The organism is Streptomyces sp. JNUCC 64, from assembly GCF_054484115.1.
The window spans coordinates 1,979,323-2,001,618 of record NZ_CM137015.1 but is presented as its reverse complement, the minus strand read 5'-3'; the positions used below and the strand labels follow the sequence as shown (position 1 = coordinate 2,001,618).

At 68.6% G+C, this 22,296-nt stretch carries 13 protein-coding genes, 1 tRNA gene and 3 rRNA genes; 13 read left to right on the top strand and 4 right to left on the bottom strand.

The annotated features are described in order from the left end of the window. Window positions 1–192: 192 nt before the first annotated feature. Together ACVWNX_RS07750 and ACVWNX_RS07745 are read right to left on the bottom strand one after the other, a co-directional pair. Window positions 193–3,360, bottom strand: coding sequence for an SCO5717 family growth-regulating ATPase (locus ACVWNX_RS07750; protein WP_454413145.1), 3,168 nt, complete (start codon window positions 3,358–3,360; stop codon window positions 193–195). A gap of 629 nt (window positions 3,361–3,989) precedes the next feature. After that, window positions 3,990–4,376: a DUF397 domain-containing protein gene (locus ACVWNX_RS07745; protein WP_454413144.1), complete on the bottom strand. Its 387-nt coding sequence runs from the start codon at window positions 4,374–4,376 to the stop codon at window positions 3,990–3,992. 520 nt (window positions 4,377–4,896) lie between these two features. Here ACVWNX_RS07745 and rpsO point away from each other — a divergent pair. The 5 genes from rpsO to ACVWNX_RS07720 all read left to right on the top strand — a co-directional run bounded on the left by rpsO (window position 4,897) and on the right by ACVWNX_RS07720 (window position 10,492). Then, window positions 4,897–5,184 carry a 30S ribosomal protein S15 gene (gene rpsO / locus ACVWNX_RS07740; RefSeq protein WP_147994107.1) on the top strand — a complete coding sequence of 96 codons (288 nt, stop codon included), beginning with the start codon at window positions 4,897–4,899 and terminating at the stop codon, window positions 5,182–5,184. 470 nt (window positions 5,185–5,654) lie between these two features. After that, the gene (locus ACVWNX_RS07735; RefSeq protein WP_454413143.1) at window positions 5,655–7,871 is read left to right on the top strand and encodes a polyribonucleotide nucleotidyltransferase; all 2,217 of its coding nucleotides are present in this window, start codon (window positions 5,655–5,657) and stop codon (window positions 7,869–7,871) included. Continuing rightward, window positions 7,868–9,247: a M16 family metallopeptidase gene (locus ACVWNX_RS07730; protein ID WP_454413142.1), complete on the top strand. Its 1,380-nt coding sequence runs from the start codon at window positions 7,868–7,870 to the stop codon at window positions 9,245–9,247. Before ACVWNX_RS07735 ends, ACVWNX_RS07730 begins: the two co-directional genes overlap by 4 nt. Before the next feature lie 35 nt (window positions 9,248–9,282). Beyond that, the gene (dapB, locus tag ACVWNX_RS07725; protein WP_454413141.1) at window positions 9,283–10,035 is read left to right on the top strand and encodes a 4-hydroxy-tetrahydrodipicolinate reductase; all 753 of its coding nucleotides are present in this window, start codon (window positions 9,283–9,285) and stop codon (window positions 10,033–10,035) included. Between the two features lie 4 nt (window positions 10,036–10,039). Further along, complete coding sequence (locus ACVWNX_RS07720) at window positions 10,040–10,492, top strand: hypothetical protein (protein ID WP_454413140.1); 453 nt, start codon at window positions 10,040–10,042, stop codon at window positions 10,490–10,492. A gap of 82 nt (window positions 10,493–10,574) precedes the next feature. On the opposite strand, the gene ACVWNX_RS07715 is transcribed toward ACVWNX_RS07720, so the two are convergent. Continuing rightward, complete coding sequence (locus ACVWNX_RS07715; RefSeq protein WP_454413139.1) at window positions 10,575–11,132, bottom strand: hypothetical protein; 558 nt, start codon at window positions 11,130–11,132, stop codon at window positions 10,575–10,577. A gap of 208 nt (window positions 11,133–11,340) precedes the next feature. Then, a complete protein-coding gene (locus ACVWNX_RS07710) occupies window positions 11,341–11,589 on the bottom strand; it encodes a hypothetical protein (protein WP_454413138.1) in 249 nt (82 codons plus the stop codon). A gap of 269 nt (window positions 11,590–11,858) precedes the next feature. Here ACVWNX_RS07710 and thyX point away from each other — a divergent pair, with 269 nt between their 5' ends. The 8 genes from thyX to ACVWNX_RS07670 all read left to right on the top strand — a co-directional run bounded on the left by thyX (window position 11,859) and on the right by ACVWNX_RS07670 (window position 22,255). After that, window positions 11,859–12,599 (top strand): FAD-dependent thymidylate synthase, encoded by a 741-nt coding sequence (gene thyX, locus ACVWNX_RS07705; protein WP_454413137.1) that lies wholly within the window; start codon window positions 11,859–11,861, stop codon window positions 12,597–12,599. Between the two features lie 195 nt (window positions 12,600–12,794). Beyond that, a complete protein-coding gene (gene dapA / locus ACVWNX_RS07700) occupies window positions 12,795–13,694 on the top strand; it encodes a 4-hydroxy-tetrahydrodipicolinate synthase (protein WP_454413136.1) in 900 nt (299 codons plus the stop codon). Between the two features lie 159 nt (window positions 13,695–13,853). Beyond that, window positions 13,854–15,539, top strand: coding sequence for a ribonuclease J (locus tag ACVWNX_RS07695; protein WP_454413135.1), 1,686 nt, complete (start codon window positions 13,854–13,856; stop codon window positions 15,537–15,539). 504 nt (window positions 15,540–16,043) lie between these two features. Further along, window positions 16,044–17,571, top strand: a 16S ribosomal RNA gene (locus ACVWNX_RS07690). A gap of 325 nt (window positions 17,572–17,896) precedes the next feature. Further along, window positions 17,897–21,024, top strand: a 23S ribosomal RNA gene (locus ACVWNX_RS07685). A gap of 93 nt (window positions 21,025–21,117) precedes the next feature. Continuing rightward, window positions 21,118–21,234, top strand: a 5S ribosomal RNA gene (rrf, locus tag ACVWNX_RS07680). The 16S, 23S and 5S rRNA genes sit together here, the layout of an rRNA operon. 120 nt (window positions 21,235–21,354) lie before the next feature. Further along, window positions 21,355–22,062: a DegT/DnrJ/EryC1/StrS family aminotransferase gene (locus ACVWNX_RS07675; RefSeq protein ID WP_454413134.1), complete on the top strand. Its 708-nt coding sequence runs from the start codon at window positions 21,355–21,357 to the stop codon at window positions 22,060–22,062. Between the two features lie 120 nt (window positions 22,063–22,182). Next, window positions 22,183–22,255, top strand: a tRNA-Thr gene (locus ACVWNX_RS07670). Window positions 22,256–22,296: the final 41 nt, after the last annotated feature.

The window sequence follows — 22,296 nt, the reverse complement described above, 5'->3', positions numbered from 1 at the left end:
GCGCGAACAGGGCCGACAGCGCATAAGGGTGAAGGGTGCTCAACAGCGCGTACGAGGGGCGCGTTCTGTCATCCACGCGCGCCCTCCAGGGCGGCGCGCCCCGGAGGGGAACGACGAGAGGTCCCGTTCCGGCGGACGGAACGGGACCTCGGGTCTGGTGGTGGAGGGCCTGGCGGGACGCGGCCCGGTCGGCTACGCCCCGGGCGGGGGCGCCGACGGACCGGGCTGCGGGGGAGGACCGGCGGACGGGTCCTCGGGACCGCCCTCGGGAGCGGCGGGCGCCGGTGCCCCCGGCTGCCCCGGCCAGGGGCCGGGTGACGCGGGCGCGCCCGGCGGGAACCCGTACCCACCGGGCTGACCGGCGGCGACCGGCTGCCCCGGGACCCCGGGCGCCCCCGGCGGGGGCCCGCCCGGAACGCCCTGCTGACCGGGGAACGGACCCGGACCGGGGTACCCGCCCTGCGGCTGCTGCTGCGGCCAGCCGTACGGAGCGGCGGGGGGTCCGGGCTGGTGGCCCTGCTGCCCCGGTACCTGGGGGTACGGCTGCCCCGGCGGGAACCCGTACCCGCCCGCGCCCGGCTGCCCCGGAACGCCACCGTGCTGACCGGGCAGCGGCTGCCCGGGCTGTCCCGGCACCTGCTGTCCCGGTCCCGGCTGTCCCGGCTGACTGGGCTGACCAGGTACCTGCTGACCGGGCTGTCCGCCCTGGCCGGGCATCGGCGGCGCGAGCTGGGGCGGCGGGTTCCCGTCCGAGGTCCACAGCCCCTGCACCTGCTGGGCGCGGACGAAGTCCTCGGCGACGAGCGCCGACAGGTTGAAGTACGCCTCCCGGACCTTGGGCCGCATCATGTCGAGGTCGACCTCCGCGCCCGCCGCCAGGTGCTCGTCGAAGGGCACGACGATGACGCCCCGGCAGCGCGTCTCGAAGTGGCTGACGATGTCCTCGACCTTGATCATCTTGCCGGTCTCGCGCACTCCGGAGATCACCGTCACCGACCGGGACACCAGCTCGGCGTACCCGTGCGCGGCCAGCCAGTCCAGGGTGGTGCTGGCGCTGCTCGCCCCGTCCACCGACGGCGTCGAGACGATGATGAGCTGGTCGGCGAGGTCCAGCACCCCGCGCATGGCGCTGTACAGCAGGCCCGTGCCGGAGTCGGTCAGCACGATCGGGTACTGCTTGCCCAGCACGTCGATCGCGCGCCGGTAGTCCTCGTCGTTGAACGTGGTGGACACCGCGGGGTCCACGTCGTTGGCGATGATCTCCAGCCCCGAGGGCGCCTGGGAGGTGAACCGCCTGATGTCCATGTACGAGTGCAGGTACGGGATCGCCTGCACCAGGTCGCGGATGGTCGCCCCGGTCTCCCGCCGGACCCGGCGGCCGAGGGTGCCCGCGTCGGGGTTGGCGTCGATCGCGAGGATCTTGTCCTGACGCTCGCTGGCGAGCGTCGCCCCCAGCGCGGTCGTGGTGGTCGTCTTGCCGACACCGCCCTTGAGGCTGATCACCGCGATGCGGTAGCACGACAGCACGGGCGTGCGGATCAGTTCGAGCTTGCGCTGCCGCTCGGCCTCCTCCTTCTTGCCGCCGAGCCGGAACCGCGAACCGCCCCCGACGGGCCTGCCGCTCTTCGGCCGCTGCTTCCTGCTGTTGAGCAGCCGCTCCGAGGACAGTTCCATCGCCGCCGTGTACCCGAGGGGGGCACCGGGCGCGATCTGCTCCCGCTGGTCGTGCTGGAGCGGCTGCGGCCAGGCGGCCCCGGCCCGGGGATCGACCGGCTGCTGCGGCTGCTGCGGCTGTTGCTGCTGGGGCGGCTGGTGATGCTCCGGTTGTCCGTACGCGGCGGGAGGGGCGCCGTACGCCGCCGGAGGGGCGGGTGCGGCGGGAGGCGACTGGAACGGCGCGCCCTGCTGCGGGTACGGCCACGCGGGTGCGGCGGGTGCGGCGGGTGCGGCCGGCATGGCGGTGGCCGGGGGTGCCGGGGTTCCGGGCAGCGGGAGGTCACCCGGGTGGGCCGACGGCGACGGCTGTTGCGGCGGACCCTCACCCCGGGGCGACGGGACCTGTGGCGCGTGCGGCGCCCACGCGGCGTACGGGGGCTGCTGGTCGGCCGCTCCGGGGACGGGCGCGGGAACGACCGGGGGCGCCACCGAGGGATCCGGCGCGGGCGGGACTGCTGGTGTGACGGGCTCGGGCGACGGTACGGGCGGCGGGGGGAACCCGTAGCCACCGGGCACCGGCTGGTATCCGGGCGTGGCGGGCGGCGTGCCCCAGCCGACGGGTGCGCCCGGCGGTGCCTGCGGGGGCTCCGACACCGGTGGGGCGGTCGGCTGCCGGGCCTCCGGACGCTCGGCCACGGGCGGCTGCGGGGCGGGCGGAGCCGACCGCGCCTGCCACGGGTGGGCGGCATCGGGCGCGGCCGGTGAGAAGGCGGGCGGCAGCGGTGGGAACGCGGCCGGCGGGAAGGCGGGGGGCAACGGCGGAAGCGCGGTCGACGCGGCGGCCGTCCCGGGGACCGCGTCCGTCGGGGACGCGTCGGTGGGGACCGGCGCCATGGGGACCGGGCGCGCCGGGTCCGGGTTCCGGGGCGCCTCCGGCGGCTCCACCGGTCCGGGTACCGCGTCCCCCGCCGCCGCGTCCACGGGGGACGCGTCCTGGGGGACGGGGTCGGCCTCCCCCGCGCGGTGCGCCGTGTCGTACGGGACCCCGGGGGCCACCGGGGCGTTCCCGGCGGGACCGTTCGGTCCGGTGCCTCCGTCACCGCTCCCGGCCGCCTCGGCGCCGACGGCGTCCACGGGGGGCACGGTGTCCGAGGGTTCCCGGAGCCGCTCCTTCAACGAGGCGAGGGAGAACCGCATGGTGGCACCGCTCCCCAGGTCCCCGTCGGAAGGCGCCCCGGCGCCTCCGGGCGCGCCGGTCTCCGCCGGGTCCGGAGGCGCGGCGGCCCCGCCGGGCGCACCGGTGCCCGAGGGGGCGTCAACGGCGTCGACCGGCGGGAACCCGCCGGGCGTCGGACCGCCGGGCGCCCCGTCGGCCGCGCCGCCGCCCTGCAAGGCGAAGCCCGGCGGGGGCGGCGGCACCGGCGACCGGGCGGGCTCCGGCGTACCCGCGCCCTCCGGTGACACCACGGGCGCGAAGGGCGCCGGGGGAGCGGCCACGGGCGGTTCCCCGGCAGCCGGGGAGAGGGGCGCCGGGGAAGGGGACGGGACCTCTTCCGCGCTCCCCGGCGCGTTCTGCGTGTACCAGGCGGGAGGGGCGTAGTCGATGGTGAACTCGCCCGTCGTCTCGACAGCGGACTCGGCGTCGGACGGGTCGTCGTCGGGCGTGGCCCAGCCCTCGCGCTTCCCGTCCCGATCGCTGTTCACAATTCCTCCTGGTGTGGTCGAGCGCACTGCTAGCCGCGATGGTGGGGCACCGCTCCCGGACTCCGGACGCCTCGCCGGTCGGCCGGTTCCGCCCTGTCCACGGCGACCGCTCGTGAGGAACGAGGGCGCGCCCGGTCCCAGCCTAATCACCCAAAGCGCCGGTACGGCAGGTCCGTCCACCGCCCGTGACCACCACCGGGCCGCCCCGATTCCCGCATCACCCCCCATTCAGAACCGATATGCGGGCAAAGGTGGCCAAGTCTCCCCGTGGCGCCAGTCCTTGACCACGGACCGGGCGGGCTCGCGCGCGTGAGCGCGCCCGCCGCCCCACCCTCCTCGGGTGACCGCGCGGGAACATCTGTACCGGGCGTCCCTTCCCGGGCGTCGAGCTGCCGATCTGTCAGAGAACGGCTCCGCCGGGAAACGGTGACGCCGCCGAACGCGACGGCGCTCCCGTCCCCGGGAGCGCCCCCTCCGCGCGGGGCGGGGAGAGCGAGGCGAGGGAAAGAACAAGGTGAAGAGAGATGGGGGGAAGAGGTAAGAGAGGGAAAGAGGAAAAAGAGGAAAGGGCCGGGGCGAGCGCCTCCCGCGCACGCTCGCCCCGACCCCCGTGGTCCGGTCCCCCCGGGCTACCGGCCCGTCTGGGTGTCCTCCCCCGGAGCGGCCGGCCCGCCGCCGTCCTCGGCGGGCTCCAGGTCGAACTCGCCGTCCCGGGCGCCGAGGACGAACGCGTGCCACTCGGCCTCCGTGTACCGGAGCACCGTCTCCTTGTCGAGGGAGGACCGCATCCCCACGCCCCCGCCGGGCAGGTAGGCGATCTCCACCCGCTCCTCGTGCTCCTCGGTGCCCGGCGCGCCGAGCCACTCGACGCCGGAGATGTCCCGTCCGTACAGCTCGTCCTTCTCCCGCTCCTTGCGGGCCCGCGTCTCCTCCGCGGTCTCCGTCGCGGCCACGGCCTCCGCCGCGGTGCCGCCCTCCGTGACGGTGACGTCCGCGGACCCCTGCCCCTCGGTCATGCTCCGACCCCTTCCGTTCCGTTTCAGTGCCGTCGTGCCCGCCCGCGTCCACCGGCCGGCCTCACGCGGGCCTCACCCTAGTGGCGTTCCCGGGGGCCGGTAACCCAGAGCACCGGAAGCGTTCCGCAGCGTGCTTCCGGCCCCGTCCCGTCGGTGACGGTCATCGCGACGGCGGGCCGGACCGCCCGTTACCCTCACAGGAGCGCGCCGGGCGCCTGCCCACGGGCGGCCCGCCACCCGGCCCGGCCGGGAAACCGCCCCGGAAGCCGCGCGCCGGGAGCCCGGACCCCGAAGCCGGGCGGAAGGCCGGGAGCCGGGAGCCGGAGCCCGCCGCTCCCGGGGGCTGATACCCTGGTCGACGGCCGTTTGCGTACGCACCCCCGGAACCCCCGTGGATCTGGCGGCAGCGCCCAGCGGACCCCGCCTCCCGAGTAACGGAAGATCCCCTGCGCTGTGTCAGGGGCACTCGGCGGCCCGTGGAGCGGACGACGCCCCACGAAGACGAGACCAAGGAGTACGAGTGTCGCTCGACACCGCCACCAAGAAGCAGATCATCGCGGAGTTCGGCACCAAGGAAGGTGACACCGGCTCCCCCGAGGTCCAGGTCGCCATGCTGTCGCGCCGGATCTCCGACCTGACCGAGCACCTGAAGACCCACAAGCACGACCACCACTCGCGTCGTGGTCTGCTCATCCTGGTCGGTCAGCGTCGCCGTCTGCTCCAGTACCTGGCCAAGAAGGACATCCAGCGCTTCCGCGCCCTGGTCGACCGCCTCGGCATCCGCCGTGGCGCGGCGGGCGCCAAGTAGCACGCCGTGAAGGGAGCGGTTCCCACCCCAGGGGACCGCTCCCTTCGCCTTTGCCGACCGGACTCCGGCACCGCGGCGGTCACCCCGACCGGCCCGGACGGGCCACCCGGGGCGAGCACGACGGCACACCCGTCGTACCCGCTCTGCGTGCGCCGGACCACCACGCCTTTGTAGTCTGGTCGCAGTACCACCACGCACGACCCGGACGTGCCGTGGCGCCCAGCGCCCCGGCCTCCGCGAAGCCGGGAGCACGAGACCGTGCCCCCGGCGCCCGCGCCACCGCACAGGGCGGTTCCGCGCGGCGCACGACGACGAGGAGAAGCGCCCCCGCCGCGCCGGTCCTCGGTAGTGGCTCCCGGGGTCGTCCCCGAGGGCTTCGATCGAAGACCGGCAAGCACCCACGGCGCGCTTCTCCGCCCCCCGTCCCCCGCCACACGGGCGCGCGGGACGCAGACGAGGAGACACCGCTAGTGGAGAACGAGACCCACTACGCCGAGGCCGTCATCGACAACGGCTCCTTCGGCACCCGCACCATCCGCTTCGAGACCGGTCGCCTGGCCCGCCAGGCCGCCGGTTCCGCGGTGGCGTACCTGGACGACGACACCATGGTGCTGTCGGCCACCACCGCCTCCAAGAACCCCAAGGACCAGCTCGACTTCTTCCCCCTCACGGTGGACGTCGAGGAGCGCATGTACGCGGCCGGGAAGATCCCCGGTTCCTTCTTCCGCCGCGAGGGCCGCCCCAGCGAGGACGCGATCCTCACCTGCCGGCTGATCGACCGCCCGCTGCGCCCGTCCTTCAAGAAGGGCCTGCGCAACGAGATCCAGGTCGTCGCGACGATCATGGCCCTCAACCCGGACCACCTGTACGACGTCGTCGCGATCAACGCCGCGTCCGCGTCCACGCAGCTCGCCGGGCTGCCCTTCTCCGGCCCGATCGGCGGCGTCCGCGTCGCCCTCATCCGTGGCCAGTGGGTGGCGTTCCCGACGCACACCGAGCTCGAGGACGCCGTCTTCGACATGGTCGTCGCGGGCCGCACCCTGGAGGACGGCGACGTCGCGATCATGATGGTCGAGGCCGAGGCCACCGACAAGACCATCAAGCTGGTCGAGGGCGGCGCCGACGCCCCCACCGAGGAGGTCGTCGCGGCCGGTCTGGACGCCGCGAAGCCCTTCATCAAGGTCCTGTGCAAGGCCCAGGCCGACCTCGCTGCCAAGGCCGCCAAGCCCACCGGCGAGTTCCCGATCTTCCTGGACTACCAGGACGACGTCCTGGAGGCCCTCACGGCCGCCGTCCGCGACGAGCTGGCCCAGGCCCTCACCATCGCGGGCAAGCAGGAGCGCGAGACCGAGCTGGACCGCGTCAAGGGCCTCGCCGCCGAGAAGCTGCTCCCGCAGTTCGAGGGCCGCGAGAAGGAGATCTCCGCCGCGTACCGCTCGCTGACCAAGTCCCTGGTCCGTGAGCGCGTCATCAAGGAGAAGAAGCGCATCGACGGCCGCGGTGTCACCGACATCCGCACCCTGGCCGCCGAGGTCGAGGCCATCCCGCGGGTCCACGGCTCCGCCCTCTTCGAGCGCGGCGAGACCCAGATCCTCGGTGTGACCACGCTGAACATGCTCCGCATGGAGCAGCAGCTGGACACGCTCTCCCCGGTCACGCGCAAGCGCTACATGCACAACTACAACTTCCCGCCGTACTCCACCGGCGAGACGGGCCGCGTCGGCTCCCCCAAGCGCCGCGAGATCGGCCACGGCGCCCTCGCCGAGCGCGCCCTGGTCCCGGTCCTGCCGACCCGCGAGGAGTTCCCCTACGCGATCCGCCAGGTCTCCGAGGCCCTCAGCTCCAACGGCTCGACCTCCATGGGCTCGGTCTGCGCCTCCACCATGTCGCTGCTGAACGCCGGTGTGCCCCTGAAGGCCCCGGTCGCCGGCATCGCCATGGGTCTGATCTCCCAGGAGATCGACGGCGAGACCCACTACGTCACCCTCACCGACATCCTCGGTGCGGAGGACGCCTTCGGCGACATGGACTTCAAGGTCGCGGGCACCAAGGAGCTCGTCACCGCGCTCCAGCTCGACACCAAGCTCGACGGCATCCCGGCCTCCGTCCTGGCCGCCGCCCTCAAGCAGGCCCGTGACGCCCGGCTGCACATCCTCGACGTGATGATGGAAGCCATCGACACGCCGGACGAGATGTCCCCCAACGCCCCGCGGATCATCACCGTGAAGATCCCCGTGGACAAGATCGGCGAGGTCATCGGCCCCAAGGGCAAGATGATCAACCAGATCCAGGAGGACACCGGCGCCGAGATCACGATCGAGGACGACGGCACCATCTACATCGGTGCCGCCGACGGCCCGGCCGCCGAGGCCGCCCGCACCACGATCAACAGCATCGCCAACCCGACCATGCCGGAGGTCGGCGAGCGCTACCTGGGCACGGTCGTCAAGACCACGACCTTCGGCGCGTTCGTCTCCCTGCTCCCGGGCAAGGACGGCCTGCTGCACATCTCGCAGATCCGCAAGCTCGCCGGCGGCAAGCGCGTGGAGAACGTCGAGGACGTCCTCGGCGTGGGCCACAAGGTCCAGGTCGAGATCGCCGAGATCGACTCCCGTGGCAAGCTCTCCCTGATCCCCGTGATCGAGGGCGAGGACGCCGAGGACGCGAAGGACGACGCCGCCAAGTGACGTCCCGTAGTTTCCGCGCGACGGCCCGTGTCTCCTCGGAGACGCGGGCCGTCGCCCGTACCCAAACCCTGCTCAAGGGCAAGGACGGCATCGGCACGGTCCGCCGCACGACCCTGCCGGGCGGCCTGCGGGTCGTCACCGAGACCCTGCCCTCCGTCCGCTCGGCGACCTTCGGCATCTGGGCCAACGTCGGCTCCCGCGACGAGTCGCCGGCCCTGAACGGCGCCACCCACTACCTGGAGCACCTGCTCTTCAAGGGCACCCACAAGCGGTCCGCGCTGGACATCTCCGCCGCGCTCGACGCGGTCGGCGGCGAGATGAACGCCTTCACCGCGAAGGAGTACACGTGCTACTACGCACGGGTGCTCGACACCGACCTGCCGCTCGCCATCGACGTGGTCTGCGACATGCTCACCGGCTCCCTGATCCTCCAGGAGGACGTCGACGCCGAGCGCGGCGTCATCCTCGAAGAGATCGCGATGACCGAGGACGACCCCGGCGACTGCGTGCACGACCTGTTCGCGCACACCATGCTCGGTGACGGCCCCCTCGGCCGCCCCGTCCTCGGCACCGTCGACACGGTCAACGCCCTGACCGCCGACCGGATCCGCCGCTTCTACAAGAAGCACTACGACCCCACCCACCTCGTCGTCGCCGCCGCGGGCAACGTCGACCACCAGAAGGTCGTCCGCCAGGTCCGCGCCGCCTTCGAACGGGCGGGTGCCCTCGGCCGCGCCGACGCGGTGCCCGCCGCCCCCCGCTCGGGCAGCCGCGCCATCCGTGCGGCGGGCCGCGTCGAGCACATCGGCCGGAAGACCGAACAGGCCCATGTGGTCCTCGGCGTCCCCGGCCTGTCCCGCACCGACGACCGGCGCTGGGCGCTCAGCGTGCTCAACACCGCCCTCGGCGGCGGCATGTCGTCCCGGCTCTTCCAGGAGGTCCGGGAGAAGCGCGGCCTCGCCTACAGCGTGTACTCGTACACCTCGGGCTTCGCCGACTGCGGACTCTTCGGCGTCTACGCGGGCTGCCGCCCCAACCAGGTCGGCGACGTCCTCGCGATCTGCCGCGAGCAACTGGACGAGGTCGCCGAGCACGGTCTCAGCGACGACGAGATCGCCCGCGCCATCGGCCAGCTCTCCGGCTCCACGGTCCTCGGCCTGGAGGACACCGGCGCCCTGATGAACCGCATCGGCAAGAGCGAGCTGTGCTGGGGCGAGCAGATGTCCGTGGACGACATGCTCGCCCGGATCGGCGCCGTCACCCCGGACGAGGTCCGCGCCGTCGCCCGCGACGTGCTGGGCCACCGCCCCTCCCTCTCGGTCATCGGCCCGCTCAAGGACAAGCAGACGGCCGCGCTCCACGCGGCGGTCGGCTGACCCGTCGTCGTCCCCCACCCGTAAGGAACAAGCACATGAGCAAGTTGCGTGTCGCGGTCATCGGCGCCAGGGGCCGCATCGGCTCCGAGGCGGTACGGGCCGTGGAGGCCGCCGAGGACCTGGAGCTTGTCGCCGCGCTCGGCCGCGGCGACAAGCTGGAGACCCTGGTCGAACGGGACGTCCAAGTCGCCGTCGAGCTGACCGACCCCGGTTCGGTCATGGGCAACCTCGACTTCTGCGTGCGCCACGGCATCCACGCCGTCGTGGGGACCACCGGCTGGACGGACGAACGACTGGCCCAGCTCGGCACCAGCCTGGCGGCCTCCCCGGCCACCGGGGTCCTCATCGCGCCGAACTTCTCCATCGGCGCGGTGCTGACCATGAAGTTCGCCCAGATCGCCGCGCCCTACTTCGAGTCCGCCGAGATCGTCGAACTCCACCACCCGAACAAGGCCGACGCCCCCAGCGGCACCGCGACCCGCACCGCCCAGCTGATCGCCGCCGCCCGCGCCGAGGCGGGCAGCGCCCCCCAGCCGGACGCCACGGTCACCGCGCTGGACGGCGCGCGCGGCGCCGACGTGGACGGGGTCCCGGTGCACGCGGTGCGGCTGCGCGGGCTCCTCGCCCACCAGGAGGTCCTGCTCGGCGGCGAGGGCGAGACCCTCACCATCCGGCACGACTCGCTGCACCACAGCAGCTTCATGCCGGGCATCCTGCTCGGCGTGCGCCGCGTGGTGGACGTCCCGGGCCTCACCTTCGGCCTGGAACACTTCCTGGACCTCGGCTGATCCGATGCGCGCCAAGATCACTTACGCCCTCGCGGCCGCCGTCCTGGTCGTCTACTTCGTCCTGGTCGGCAGCCGTGGGGTGTTCCTCCTCCAGACCGGCACCCCGCTCACCGTCACCTTCGGGATCGCGGTCCTGGTCCTGCCGCTGATCGGCCTCTGGTTCCTCTGGAAGAACACCCAGTTCGCCCGGAAGGCCAACCGCCTCGCCGCCGTGCTCGAACGCGAGGGCGGACTGCCCGTCGACGAACTGGTCCGCACCCCCAGCGGACGCGTCGACCGGAACTCCGCCGACGCGGTGTTCGCCAAGCGCAAGGCGGAGACGGAACGGGCCCCGGAGGACTGGCGCTGCTGGTTCCGGCTCGCGGTCGCCTACCACGACGCCCGTGACACCCCGCGCGCCCGCAAGGCCATGCAGCGCGCCATCGCCCTCCACGAGGGCCGTCAGCCGGTCGGCTGACACCACGGCGGCCCCCAGCGCGACGGCCCGCCCGTTCCCTCCGGAAACGGGGGAACGGGCGGGCCGGTCGGTTCGGGGCGGCTCAGACCCGGCGGTACTCGTCCGCCCACACCTCGACGCCGTCGGCCGCCCGGTCGAAAGCGTGCCCGCGCGCCAGGAAGTCGGCGTTGTGCGTGGTCAGCAGCGGCACCACCGCGTCGCTCCGGTCCCCGGAGCGGGTGAGCAGGAGCGCCTGCCCCTGCACGGTCCTCGGCAGCCCCAGCCACCGCACCGGCTGCTGCGCGGTCCGCAGCGAGCCGACCTTCTCCCAGGGGAACGTGACCGTGGTCAGGAAACCGACCCGGCGCACCCCCCGCGCACTGACCCAGGCACCCATCCGCAGCAGCCGCAGCGAGACCGCGATCACCAGCAGCGCCACGGCGACGCACACCGCGGCGCCGGGCAGCGAGTCCGCCACCGCCATGATCATGGCGGCGAAGAGCACGTACGAGGCGAGCAGCAGCAACAGCGCGGCGGCGCCCACCCGCCAGGGCCCGGGACGGTAGGGGCGCCGCCAGCGGTCACGGTCGTCGAACGGCAAAGCGACGTCGTCCGACACCTCGTCGAAGGCGCGATCCGCCGTCAGAAAGGGCAGGGGCACGGCTGGTCCTCACTCGATCAACGCACGGTTCCGTGCCCGTGAGGCTATCCATACGTGACCGGACCGACCACCCTCGGGGGGCCGGACGAGTCACTCCGCCGACGAGTGCGCAGGTCAGCGAGGTGCCTCCGAAAGCCGACCACTCCGTCCCGCTGATCGCCCGTCACGTTCGGTGACGGGCCCCCGGGTGGGCCGTGGGCCGTACCGCTCACCGCCCCTTGACGGTGGCCTCGGACTGCTGGGTGCGCGCGGGCCCCTCCTCGGGCGACAGCGCGGGCGTCCCGAACACCAGCGCGCCGACCAGCCCGCTCGCCAGCGTCAGCCCCAGCAGCGCGCGCCCCGCGAGGACGCCGGCGGGGGGTCGTGGTCTGGGCGGGGGAGCGACATTGCTGCGGAAGTCGTCGGCCTCGGCCTCCGCCACGAAGGCGAAGGGCACGGACTCGCGCCGACGGGACATGGTGACTCCTCTCCCGGATCTCCCGGAGTCGAACGGAAAGCCGTCACCCCTACAGACGCGCGAACCCCCCGGGAGGTGCACCGTTTCACCGAATTCATACGAAGTTCGACGGACTTCGTAGAGGTGTGCCGGGTTCCTTCGGCTACGACACGATTCGGCAACGGAACCGGCCGCGCCACCACCGCCCTCCGCCGCCGCCCGGGCCCGCGGCCGCCGGGACGTAGAGTGGTCGCCGCCCCAGTGATGTGATGGGAAGGACTCCCCAAGCCGTGACCGACACCCCCGCCGACGATCAGAAGCCGAGCTTCCGCAGCGACGTCACCGTCGAACTCGTGAAGCACACGGCGAGCGACGCGGACGTGCTGTTCGCCGCCCGCGTCTCGACGGTCGGAGAGCAGTCCCTGGACGAGCTGGAGAAGGACCCCGCCCGCTCCAAGGGACTGATCAACTTCCTGATGCGCGACCGGCACGGCAGCCCGTTCGAGCACAACTCGATGACGTTCTTCATCAGCGCCCCGATCTTCGTCTTCCGCGAGTTCATGCGGCACCGCGTGGGCTGGTCGTACAACGAGGAGTCGGGCCGCTACCGCCAGCTGCAGCCCGTCTTCTACGTCCCCGACGAGTCCCGCAAGCTCGTCCAGCAGGGCCGCCCCGGCAAGTACGTCTTCGTGGAGGGCACCGAGGCCCAGCAGGAGCTGGCCGGCCGCGCCATGGAGGACTCCTACCGGCAGTCCTACGAGGCGTACCTGGAGATGCTGGAGGCGGGCGTCGCCCGCGAGGTGGCCCGCTCGGTGCTCCCGGTCGGCATGTACTCCAGCATGTACGCCACCTGCAACGCCCGTTCCCTGATGCACTTCCTCGGTCTGCGCACCCAGCACGAGCTGGCCCGGGTGCCGTCGTTCCCGCAGCGCGAGATCGAGATGGTGGGCGAGGCCATGGAGCGGCACTGGGAACAGCTGATGCCGCTCACCCACGCCGCCTTCAACGCGAACGGCCGAGTGGCTCCGTAGCGCCCGTCCCGCGGAGCCTCGCCCCACTCCGGCGAACTGTCCGGATTGCAGCATTTGGCGAAGTTCATCTAGCCTGATCAGACGGACCCGGCACTGCTTGAACCCCCGAGCAGGCAGTGCCGGGCTCCACCTTTCCCGCAAGCCCGCGTCCCCCGCATGGGGACCACGCGCTGAGCAGCGAGTAGCGTGTTACCCATGGCTCCGACCTCCACTCCGCAGACCCCCTTCGGGCGGGTCCTCACCGCCATGGTCACGCCGTTCACGGCGGACGGCGCACTCGACCTCGACGGCGCCCAGCGACTCGCCGCCCACCTGGTGGACGCGGGCAACGACGGCCTGGTGCTCAACGGCACCACCGGGGAAGCCCCCACCACCAGCGACGCGGAGAAAAGCCAGCTGATCAGGGCGGTACTCGAAGCCGTCGGCGACCGCGCCCACGTCATCGCGGGCGCCAGCACCAACGACACACGGCACAGCGTCGCCCTCGCCCGCGAGGCGGAACGCGCCGGAGCCCACGGCCTGCTCGCCGTGACCCCGTACTACAGCAGGCCCCCGCAGGAGGGTCTCTACCAGCACTTCACGGCCATCGCGGACGCCACCGGCCTGCCCGTGATGCTGTACGACATCCCCGGCCGCAGCGGCGTGCCGATCGACACCGAGACGATCATCCGTCTCGCCGCGCACCCCCGTATCGTGGCCAACAAGGACGCCAAGGGCGACCTCGGCCGCGCGAGCTGGGCCATCGCCCGCTCCGGACTCGCCTGGTACTCCGGCGACGACATGCTGAACCTGCCGCTCCTGTCGGTCGGCGCCGTCGGCTTCGTCTCCGTGGTCGGCCATGTCGTCACCCCGGAGCTGCGCGCCCTCGTGGAGGCGTACACCTCGGGTGACGTCCAGAAGGCGCTGGAGATCCACCAGCGGCTGCTGCCGGTCTTCACCGGCATGTTCCGGACCCAGGGCGTCATGACCTCCAAGGCCGCGCTCGCCCTCCTGGGACTGCCCGCCGGACCGCTGCGGCTGCCGCTGATCGGGCTCACCCCCGAGGAGACCACCCAGCTGAAGAAGGACCTCGCCGCGGGCGGGGTGGAGCCGTAGGCCCCACGGGGTAAGGCTCACACCACAGACTTCACAACTGAATAAGCGCCACCGCCGGACCGGCCCCGGTCCGGCCGACCACACGACAACTGCTTTTGCACGAACGTCACGCGCGCCACGTGCCACCGGGTACGTGGCGCGCGTGGTGAGGAGAGTCTTTTGAGTCATCCGCATCCTGAACTCGGCGCCCCGCCCAAGCTCCCGAAGGGCGGCCTGCGGGTCACCCCGCTCGGCGGCCTGGGTGAGATCGGCCGCAACATGACCGTCTTCGAGTACGGCGGACGCCTGCTGATCGTCGACTGCGGAGTGCTCTTCCCCGAGGAGGAGCAGCCCGGAATCGACCTGATCCTGCCGGACTTCTCGTCCATCAGGGACCGTCTCGACGACATCGAGGGCATCGTCCTCACCCACGGTCACGAGGACCACATCGGCGGTGTCCCCTACCTCCTCCGGGAGAAGCCGGACATCCCGCTGATCGGCTCCAAGCTGACCCTCGCCCTGATCGAGGCGAAGCTCCAGGAGCACCGCATCCGCCCCTACACCCTGGAGGTGGCGGAGGGGAACCGCGAACGCATCGGCCCCTTCGACTGCGAGTTCGTCGCCGTCAACCACTCCATCCCGGACGCGCTGGCCGTCGCCATCCGCACCCCGGCGGGCATGGTCGTGCACACCGGCGACTTCAAGATGGACCAGCTCCCGCTGGACGGCCGCCTCACCGACCTGCACGCGTTCGCCCGGCTCAGCGAGGAGGGCATCGACCTCCTGCTGTCGGACTCCACGAACGCCGAGGTCCCGGGGTTCGTCCCGCCCGAGCGGGACATCTCGAACGTGCTGCGCCAGGTCTTCGCCGGCGCCCGCAAGCGGATCATCGTGGCCAGCTTCGCCAGCCACGTCCACCGCATCCAGCAGATCCTGGACGCCGCCCACGAGTACGGGCGCAGGGTCGCCTTCGTCGGCCGTTCCATGGTCCGCAACATGGGCATCGCCCGTGACCTCGGCTACCTCAAGGTCCCCGCGGGCCTGGTGGTGGACGTCAAGACCCTCGACGACCTGCCGGACAGCGAGGTCGTCCTCGTCTGTACGGGCTCCCAGGGCGAACCGATGGCCGCGCTCTCCCGGATGGCCAACCGCGACCACCAGATCCGGATCGTCCAGGGCGACACGGTGATCCTCGCGTCGTCGCTGATCCCCGGCAACGAGAACGCGGTCTACCGCGTGATCAACGGCCTGACCCGCTGGGGCGCCAACGTCGTCCACAAGGGCAACGCCAAGGTCCACGTCTCGGGCCACGCCTCGGCCGGTGAGCTGCTGTACTTCTACAACATCTGCCAGCCGCGCAACCTGATGCCGGTCCACGGCGAGTGGCGCCACCTCCGGGCCAACGCCGAGCTGGGCGCCCTCACCGGAGTGCCGCACGACCGGATCGTCATCGCCGAGGACGGCGTGGTCGTCGACCTGGTCGGCGGCAAGGCCAAGATCGTCGGCAAGGTCCAGGCCGGTTACGTCTACGTGGACGGCCTCTCGGTCGGAGACGTGGGGGAGCCCGCGCTCAAGGACCGGAAGATCCTCGGCGACGAGGGCATCATCTCGGTCTTCGTCGTGGTGGACGCCAGCACCGGGAAGATCACCGCCGGTCCGCACATCCAGGCCCGCGGCTCCGGCATCGAGGACGCGGTGTTCGGGGACGTCATCCCCAGGATCACCGAGGTCCTGGAGCGGTCCGCCCAGGACGGCGTGGTCGAGCCCCACCAGCTCCAGCAGCTGATCCGCCGCACCCTCGGCAAGTGGGTCTCGGACAACTACCGACGCCGCCCGATGATCCTGCCGGTCGTGGTCGAGGTCTGACCTGACGGAGCGCCAACCTGGGGCGGGGCACCTCGATTTGCATCGGGCGCCCCGCTCCAGTACGTTTACGGCTCCGCCTGAGAGGGAAGCCCCCGACGCTCACTACGCGTTGGAGCCCACCGCATCGGGCGGGGGAAATCGACTCAGAATCTTCTGATAAAGTCGAAATCGCCGGAAAGGAAAGCGCGGAAGCGCTGGACTGGAAAGCACCGAGGAAATCGGATCGGAAAGATCTGATAGAGTCGGAAACATCGAAGGGAAGCGCCCGGAGGAAAGCTTCAGCCGAGAGGCTGGGGTGAGTACAAAGGAAGCGTCCGTTCCTTGAGAACTCAACAGCGTGCCAAAAGTCAACGCCAGATATGTTGATACCCCGTCACCTAGACCGCTAGGTCTGGTGATGAGGTTCCTTTGAAGAAATACACAGCGAGGACGCTGTGAACAGTCGGGGATATTCCTCCCCGGTTTGTTCCGCTCTCGTGGTGTTCACCCGATTACGGGTACACATTCACGGAGAGTTTGATCCTGGCTCAGGACGAACGCTGGCGGCGTGCTTAACACATGCAAGTCGAACGATGAACCGGTTTCGGCCGGGGATTAGTGGCGAACGGGTGAGTAACACGTGGGTAATCTGCCCTGCACTCTGGGACAAGCCCTGGAAACGGGGTCTAATACCGGATATGACCTGCCCCTGCATGGGGGCGGGTGGAAAGCTCCGGCGGTGCAGGATGAACCCGCGGCCTATCAGCTAGTTGGTGAGGTAACGGCTCACCAAGGCGACGACGGGTAGCCGGCCTGAGAGGGCGACCGGCCACACTGGGACTGAGACACGGCCCAGACTCCTACGGGAGGCAGCAGTGGGGAATATTGCACAATGGGCGAAAGCCTGATGCAGCGACGCCGCGTGAGGGATGACGGCCTTCGGGTTGTAAACCTCTTTCAGCAGGGAAGAAGCGAAAGTGACGGTACCTGCAGAAGAAGCGCCGGCTAACTACGTGCCAGCAGCCGCGGTAATACGTAGGGCGCGAGCGTTGTCCGGAATTATTGGGCGTAAAGAGCTCGTAGGCGGCTTGTCGCGTCGGTTGTGAAAGCCCGGGGCTTAACCCCGGGTCTGCAGTCGATACGGGCAGGCTAGAGTTCGGTAGGGGAGATCGGAATTCCTGGTGTAGCGGTGAAATGCGCAGATATCAGGAGGAACACCGGTGGCGAAGGCGGATCTCTGGGCCGATACTGACGCTGAGGAGCGAAAGCGTGGGGAGCGAACAGGATTAGATACCCTGGTAGTCCACGCCGTAAACGGTGGGCACTAGGTGTGGGCAACATTCCACGTTGTCCGTGCCGCAGCTAACGCATTAAGTGCCCCGCCTGGGGAGTACGGCCGCAAGGCTAAAACTCAAAGGAATTGACGGGGGCCCGCACAAGCGGCGGAGCATGTGGCTTAATTCGACGCAACGCGAAGAACCTTACCAAGGCTTGACATACACCGGAAAGCATCAGAGATGGTGCCCCCCTTGTGGTCGGTGTACAGGTGGTGCATGGCTGTCGTCAGCTCGTGTCGTGAGATGTTGGGTTAAGTCCCGCAACGAGCGCAACCCTTGTCCCGTGTTGCCAGCAACGGTTTCGGCCGGTTGGGGACTCACGGGAGACCGCCGGGGTCAACTCGGAGGAAGGTGGGGACGACGTCAAGTCATCATGCCCCTTATGTCTTGGGCTGCACACGTGCTACAATGGCCGGTACAATGAGCTGCGATACCGTGAGGTGGAGCGAATCTCAAAAAGCCGGTCTCAGTTCGGATTGGGGTCTGCAACTCGACCCCATGAAGTCGGAGTCGCTAGTAATCGCAGATCAGCATTGCTGCGGTGAATACGTTCCCGGGCCTTGTACACACCGCCCGTCACGTCACGAAAGTCGGTAACACCCGAAGCCGGTGGCCCAACCCCTTGTGGGAGGGAGCTGTCGAAGGTGGGACTGGCGATTGGGACGAAGTCGTAACAAGGTAGCCGTACCGGAAGGTGCGGCTGGATCACCTCCTTTCTAAGGAGCACTTCTTACCGTGGTCGTCTTCGGATGATCCCGGTCAGAGGCCAGTACACCGGCGAATGTCCGGTGCTGGTTGCTCATGGGTGGAACGTTGACTATTCGGCCTGTTATTCGGGCCGGAGGCCGCTAGTACTGCTCTTCGGAGTGTGGAACGCGTGATCTTCGGACGGGTACGGGCCGGGCATGCTGTTGGGTGTCTGAGGGCACGGCCGTGATGGCTGGGTCTTCGGTTGCCGACCCCGGTAAAGGTCTGTTTCGGCGGGCTGTGACGGGTGGTTGGTCGTTGTTTGAGAACTGCACAGTGGACGCGAGCATCTGTGGCCAAGTTTTTAAGGGCGCACGGTGGATGCCTTGGCACCAGGAACCGATGAAGGACGTGGGAGGCCACGATAGTCCCCGGGGAGTCGTCAACCAGGCTTTGATCCGGGGGTTTCCGAATGGGGAAACCCGGCAGTCGTCATGGGCTGTCACCCTTGCCTGAACACATAGGGCATGTGGAGGGAACGCGGGGAAGTGAAACATCTCAGTACCCGCAGGAAGAGAAAACAACCGTGATTCCGGGAGTAGTGGCGAGCGAAACCGGATGAGGCTAAACCTTGTATGTGTGAGACCCGGCAGGGGTTGCATGCAGGGGGTTGTGGGATCTCTCTTTTACAGTCTGCCGGCTGTGAGGTGAGTCAGAAACCGTTGATGTAGGCGAAGGACATGCGAAAGGTCCGGCGTAGAGGGTAAGACCCCCGTAGCTGAAACATTGACGGCTTGCTTGAGAGACACCCAAGTAGCACGGGGCCCGAGAAATCCCGTGTGAATCTGGCGGGACCACCCGCTAAGCCTAAATATTCCCTGGTGACCGATAGCGGATAGTACCGTGAGGGAATGGTGAAAAGTACCCCGGGAGGGGAGTGAAATAGTACCTGAAACCGTGTGCCTACAAGCCGTGGGAGCGTCGCACAGGGAAGCTTGCTTTCTTGTGTCGTGACTGCGTGCCTTTTGAAGAATGAGCCTGCGAGTTTGCGGTGTGTTGCGAGGTTAACCCGTGTGGGGAAGCCGTAGCGAAAGCGAGTCCGAATAGGGCGTTTGAGTAGCATGCCCAAGACCCGAAGCGGAGTGATCTAGCCATGGGCAGGTTGAAGCGGCTGTAAGAGGTCGTGGAGGACCGAACCCACCAGGGTTGAAAACCTGGGGGATGACCTGTGGTTAGGGGTGAAAGGCCAATCAAACTCCGTGATAGCTGGTTCTCCCCGAAATGCATTTAGGTGCAGCGTCGTGTGTTTCTTGCCGGAGGTAGAGCACTGGATAGGCGATGGGCCCTACCGGGTTACTGACCTTAGCCAAACTCCGAATGCCGGTAAGTGAGAGCGCGGCAGTGAGACTGTGGGGGATAAGCTCCATGGTCGAGAGGGAAACAGCCCAGAGCATCGACTAAGGCCCCTAAGCGTACGCTAAGTGGGAAAGGATGTGGAGTCGCAGAGACAACCAGGAGGTTGGCTTAGAAGCAGCCACCCTTGAAAGAGTGCGTAATAGCTCACTGGTCTAGTGATTCCGCGCCGACAATGTAGCGGGGCTCAAGCGTACCGCCGAAGTCGTGTCAATCCAGCATATAGGGCCAACGCCCGCTGGGTTGGGTAGGGGAGCGTCGTGTGCCGGGTGAAGCCGCGCCGGAAGGCAGTGGTGGACGGTTCACGAGTGAGAATGCAGGCATGAGTAGCGATACACACGTGGGAAACGTGTGCGCCGATTGACTAAGGGTTCCTGGGTCAAGCTGATCTGCCCAGGGTAAGTCGGGACCTAAGGCGAGGCCGACAGGCGTAGTCGATGGATAACCGGTTGATATTCCGGTACCCGCTGTAGAGCGTCAAACATTGAATCCTCTGATGCTAAGCCCGTGAAGCCGCCTGCCTCCAGTTTTGCTGTGGGTGGGAGTGGTGGAGCCGGTGACCCGAGGTGGTAGTAGGTGAGTGATGGGGTGACACAGGAAGGTAGTCCAGCCCGGGCGGTGGTTGTCCCGGGGTAAGGGTGTAGGCCGAGTGGTAGGTAAATCCGCTACTCAATAGGCTGAGACCTGATGCCGAGCCGATTGTGGTGAAGTGGATGATCCTATGCTGTCGAGAAAAGCCTCTAGCGAGTTTTATGGCGGCCCGTACCCTAAACCGACTCAGGTGGTCAGGTAGAGAATACCGAGGCGTTCGGGTGAACTATGGTTAAGGAACTCGGCAAAATGCCCCCGTAACTTCGGGAGAAGGGGGGCCATTTCTGGTGATGGGCTTCGCGCCTTGAGCTGGGGGTGGCCGCAGAGACCAGCGAGAAGCGACTGTTTACTAAAAACACAGGTCCGTGCGAAGCCGTAAGGCGATGTATACGGACTGACGCCTGCCCGGTGCTGGAACGTTAAGGGGACCGGTTAGCTGCATTTCGGTGTGGCGAAGCTGAGAACTTAAGCGCCAGTAAACGGCGGTGGTAACTATAACCATCCTAAGGTAGCGAAATTCCTTGTCGGGTAAGTTCCGACCTGCACGAATGGCGTAACGACTTCTCGACTGTCTCAACCATAGGCCCGGTGAAATTGCACTACGAGTAAAGATGCTCGTTTCGCGCAGCAGGACGGAAAGACCCCGGGACCTTTACTACAGTTTGATATTGGTGTTCGGTTCGGCTTGTGTAGGATAGGTGGGAGACTTTGAAGCGGCCACGCCAGTGGTTGTGGAGTCGTTGTTGAAATACCACTCTGGTCGTGCTGGATGTCTAACCTGGGTCCGTGATCCGGATCAGGGACAGTGTCTGATGGGTAGTTTAACTGGGGCGGTTGCCTCCTAAAGAGTAACGGAGGCGCCCAAAGGTTCCCTCAGCCTGGTTGGTAATCAGGTGTTGAGTGTAAGTGCACAAGGGAGCTTGACTGTGAGACCGACGGGTCGAGCAGGGACGAAAGTCGGGACTAGTGATCCGGCGGTGGCTTGTGGAAGCGCCGTCGCTCAACGGATAAAAGGTACCCCGGGGATAACAGGCTGATCTTCCCCAAGAGTCCATATCGACGGGATGGTTTGGCACCTCGATGTCGGCTCGTCGCATCCTGGGGCTGGAGTCGGTCCCAAGGGTTGGGCTGTTCGCCCATTAAAGCGGTACGCGAGCTGGGTTTAGAACGTCGTGAGACAGTTCGGTCCCTATCCGCTGCGCGCGTAGGAGTCTTGAGAAGGGCTGTCCCTAGTACGAGAGGACCGGGACGGACGAACCTCTGGTGTGCCAGTTGTCCTGCCAAGGGCATGGCTGGTTGGCTACGTTCGGGAGGGATAACCGCTGAAAGCATCTAAGCGGGAAGCCTGCTTCGAGATGAGGGCTCCCACCCACTTGATGGGGTAAGGCTCCCAGTAGACGACTGGGTTGATAGGCCAGATATGGAAGCCGGGTGACCGGTGGAGTTGACTGGTACTAATAGGCCGAGGGCTTGTCCTCAGTTGCTCGCGTCCACTGTGTTGGTTCTGAAACCACGAACAACCAGCATCCCTTCCCACAGATGGGGTGTGCTTGGTGTGTGTTTCGTAGTGTTTCGGTGGTTATAGCGTTAGGGAAACGCCCGGTTACATTCCGAACCCGGAAGCTAAGCCTTTCAGCGCCGATGGTACTGCAGGGGGGACCCTGTGGGAGAGTAGGACGCCGCCGAACTAAAATTGCATGAAGCCGTGTGTCCCGGAGAGAAGTTTTTCTCTCCGGGACACACGGCTTTTTCGCGTGCGCTTCTTCCTGGTCATCCCGTGTTCATGTTCCGCGACGAGCATCACCGGCATGGGGACAGTCGCAGAACTGCGTGCCGCCGGAATCGGGGCGGGAGACGAGGTCGTCGTTCCGGCCTTCGGGGACGCCGGAGTGGTCCGGGACGTCATGAGCGTCGGGGCGGTGCCCGTCTTCGCCGACATCGATCCCGTGACGTACTGCCTCGCACCGGCCTCCGTGGCCGCCGTGGTGGGGCCGAGGGCCTTCGCGGTCGTCGCCGTTCACCGGTTCGGGCGACCGGCCGACACCGACGAGCTCGTGGAACTGGGGCGCCGGTACGGGCTGTTGACGCTGGGGCGCGGGGACGACGAGCTTCCCGGGCGGGACGGGGACGTGGGAAGGCGCCGGGAACACGCGGCCTATCTCGACCGTAGGCTCCGGGGCGTCCGCGTCCCCCCGGGCGGCACGGGGCACACCTACCAGCAGTACGTGGTCCGGGTACCCGGCAACGGGCGGCCCGACCGGGACGCGTTCGCCCGGGCGTTGAGGGCCAGGGGCGTGCCCTGCCGGATACCCGTGCGGACGCCGCTGCACCGGTCCCCGGAGTACCGGACGGACGTGCTCCTGCCGGAGACCGAGCGGGCCGTGGACGAGACGCTGGCCCTGCCCGTCGGCGCCGCGCTCGACCGTGGCCAGCTGCGACGGGTGGTCTCGGTGTGCAACGCCCTGGGCGGTGCGGTCCGCCCGGGCCCCGCCGGTTGGGTGGCCGCCGCGTTCTGAACGGCCGTCAACGACCGGCGGGCGAATCCGACGGTCTGGAAGACGGTCGGATGGTTCGGACCACCCCCGTTTCGGGGTATGATCTATCTCGTTGCAAGGCGGGAAACCGCAAGGCGACAGGCCCCTATAGCTCAGTCGGCAGAGCGTCTCCATGGTAAGGAGAAGGTCAACGGTTCGATTCCGTTTGGGGGCTCAGACAAGAAGAAGCCCCCGGCCTGATGGCCGGGGGCTTCT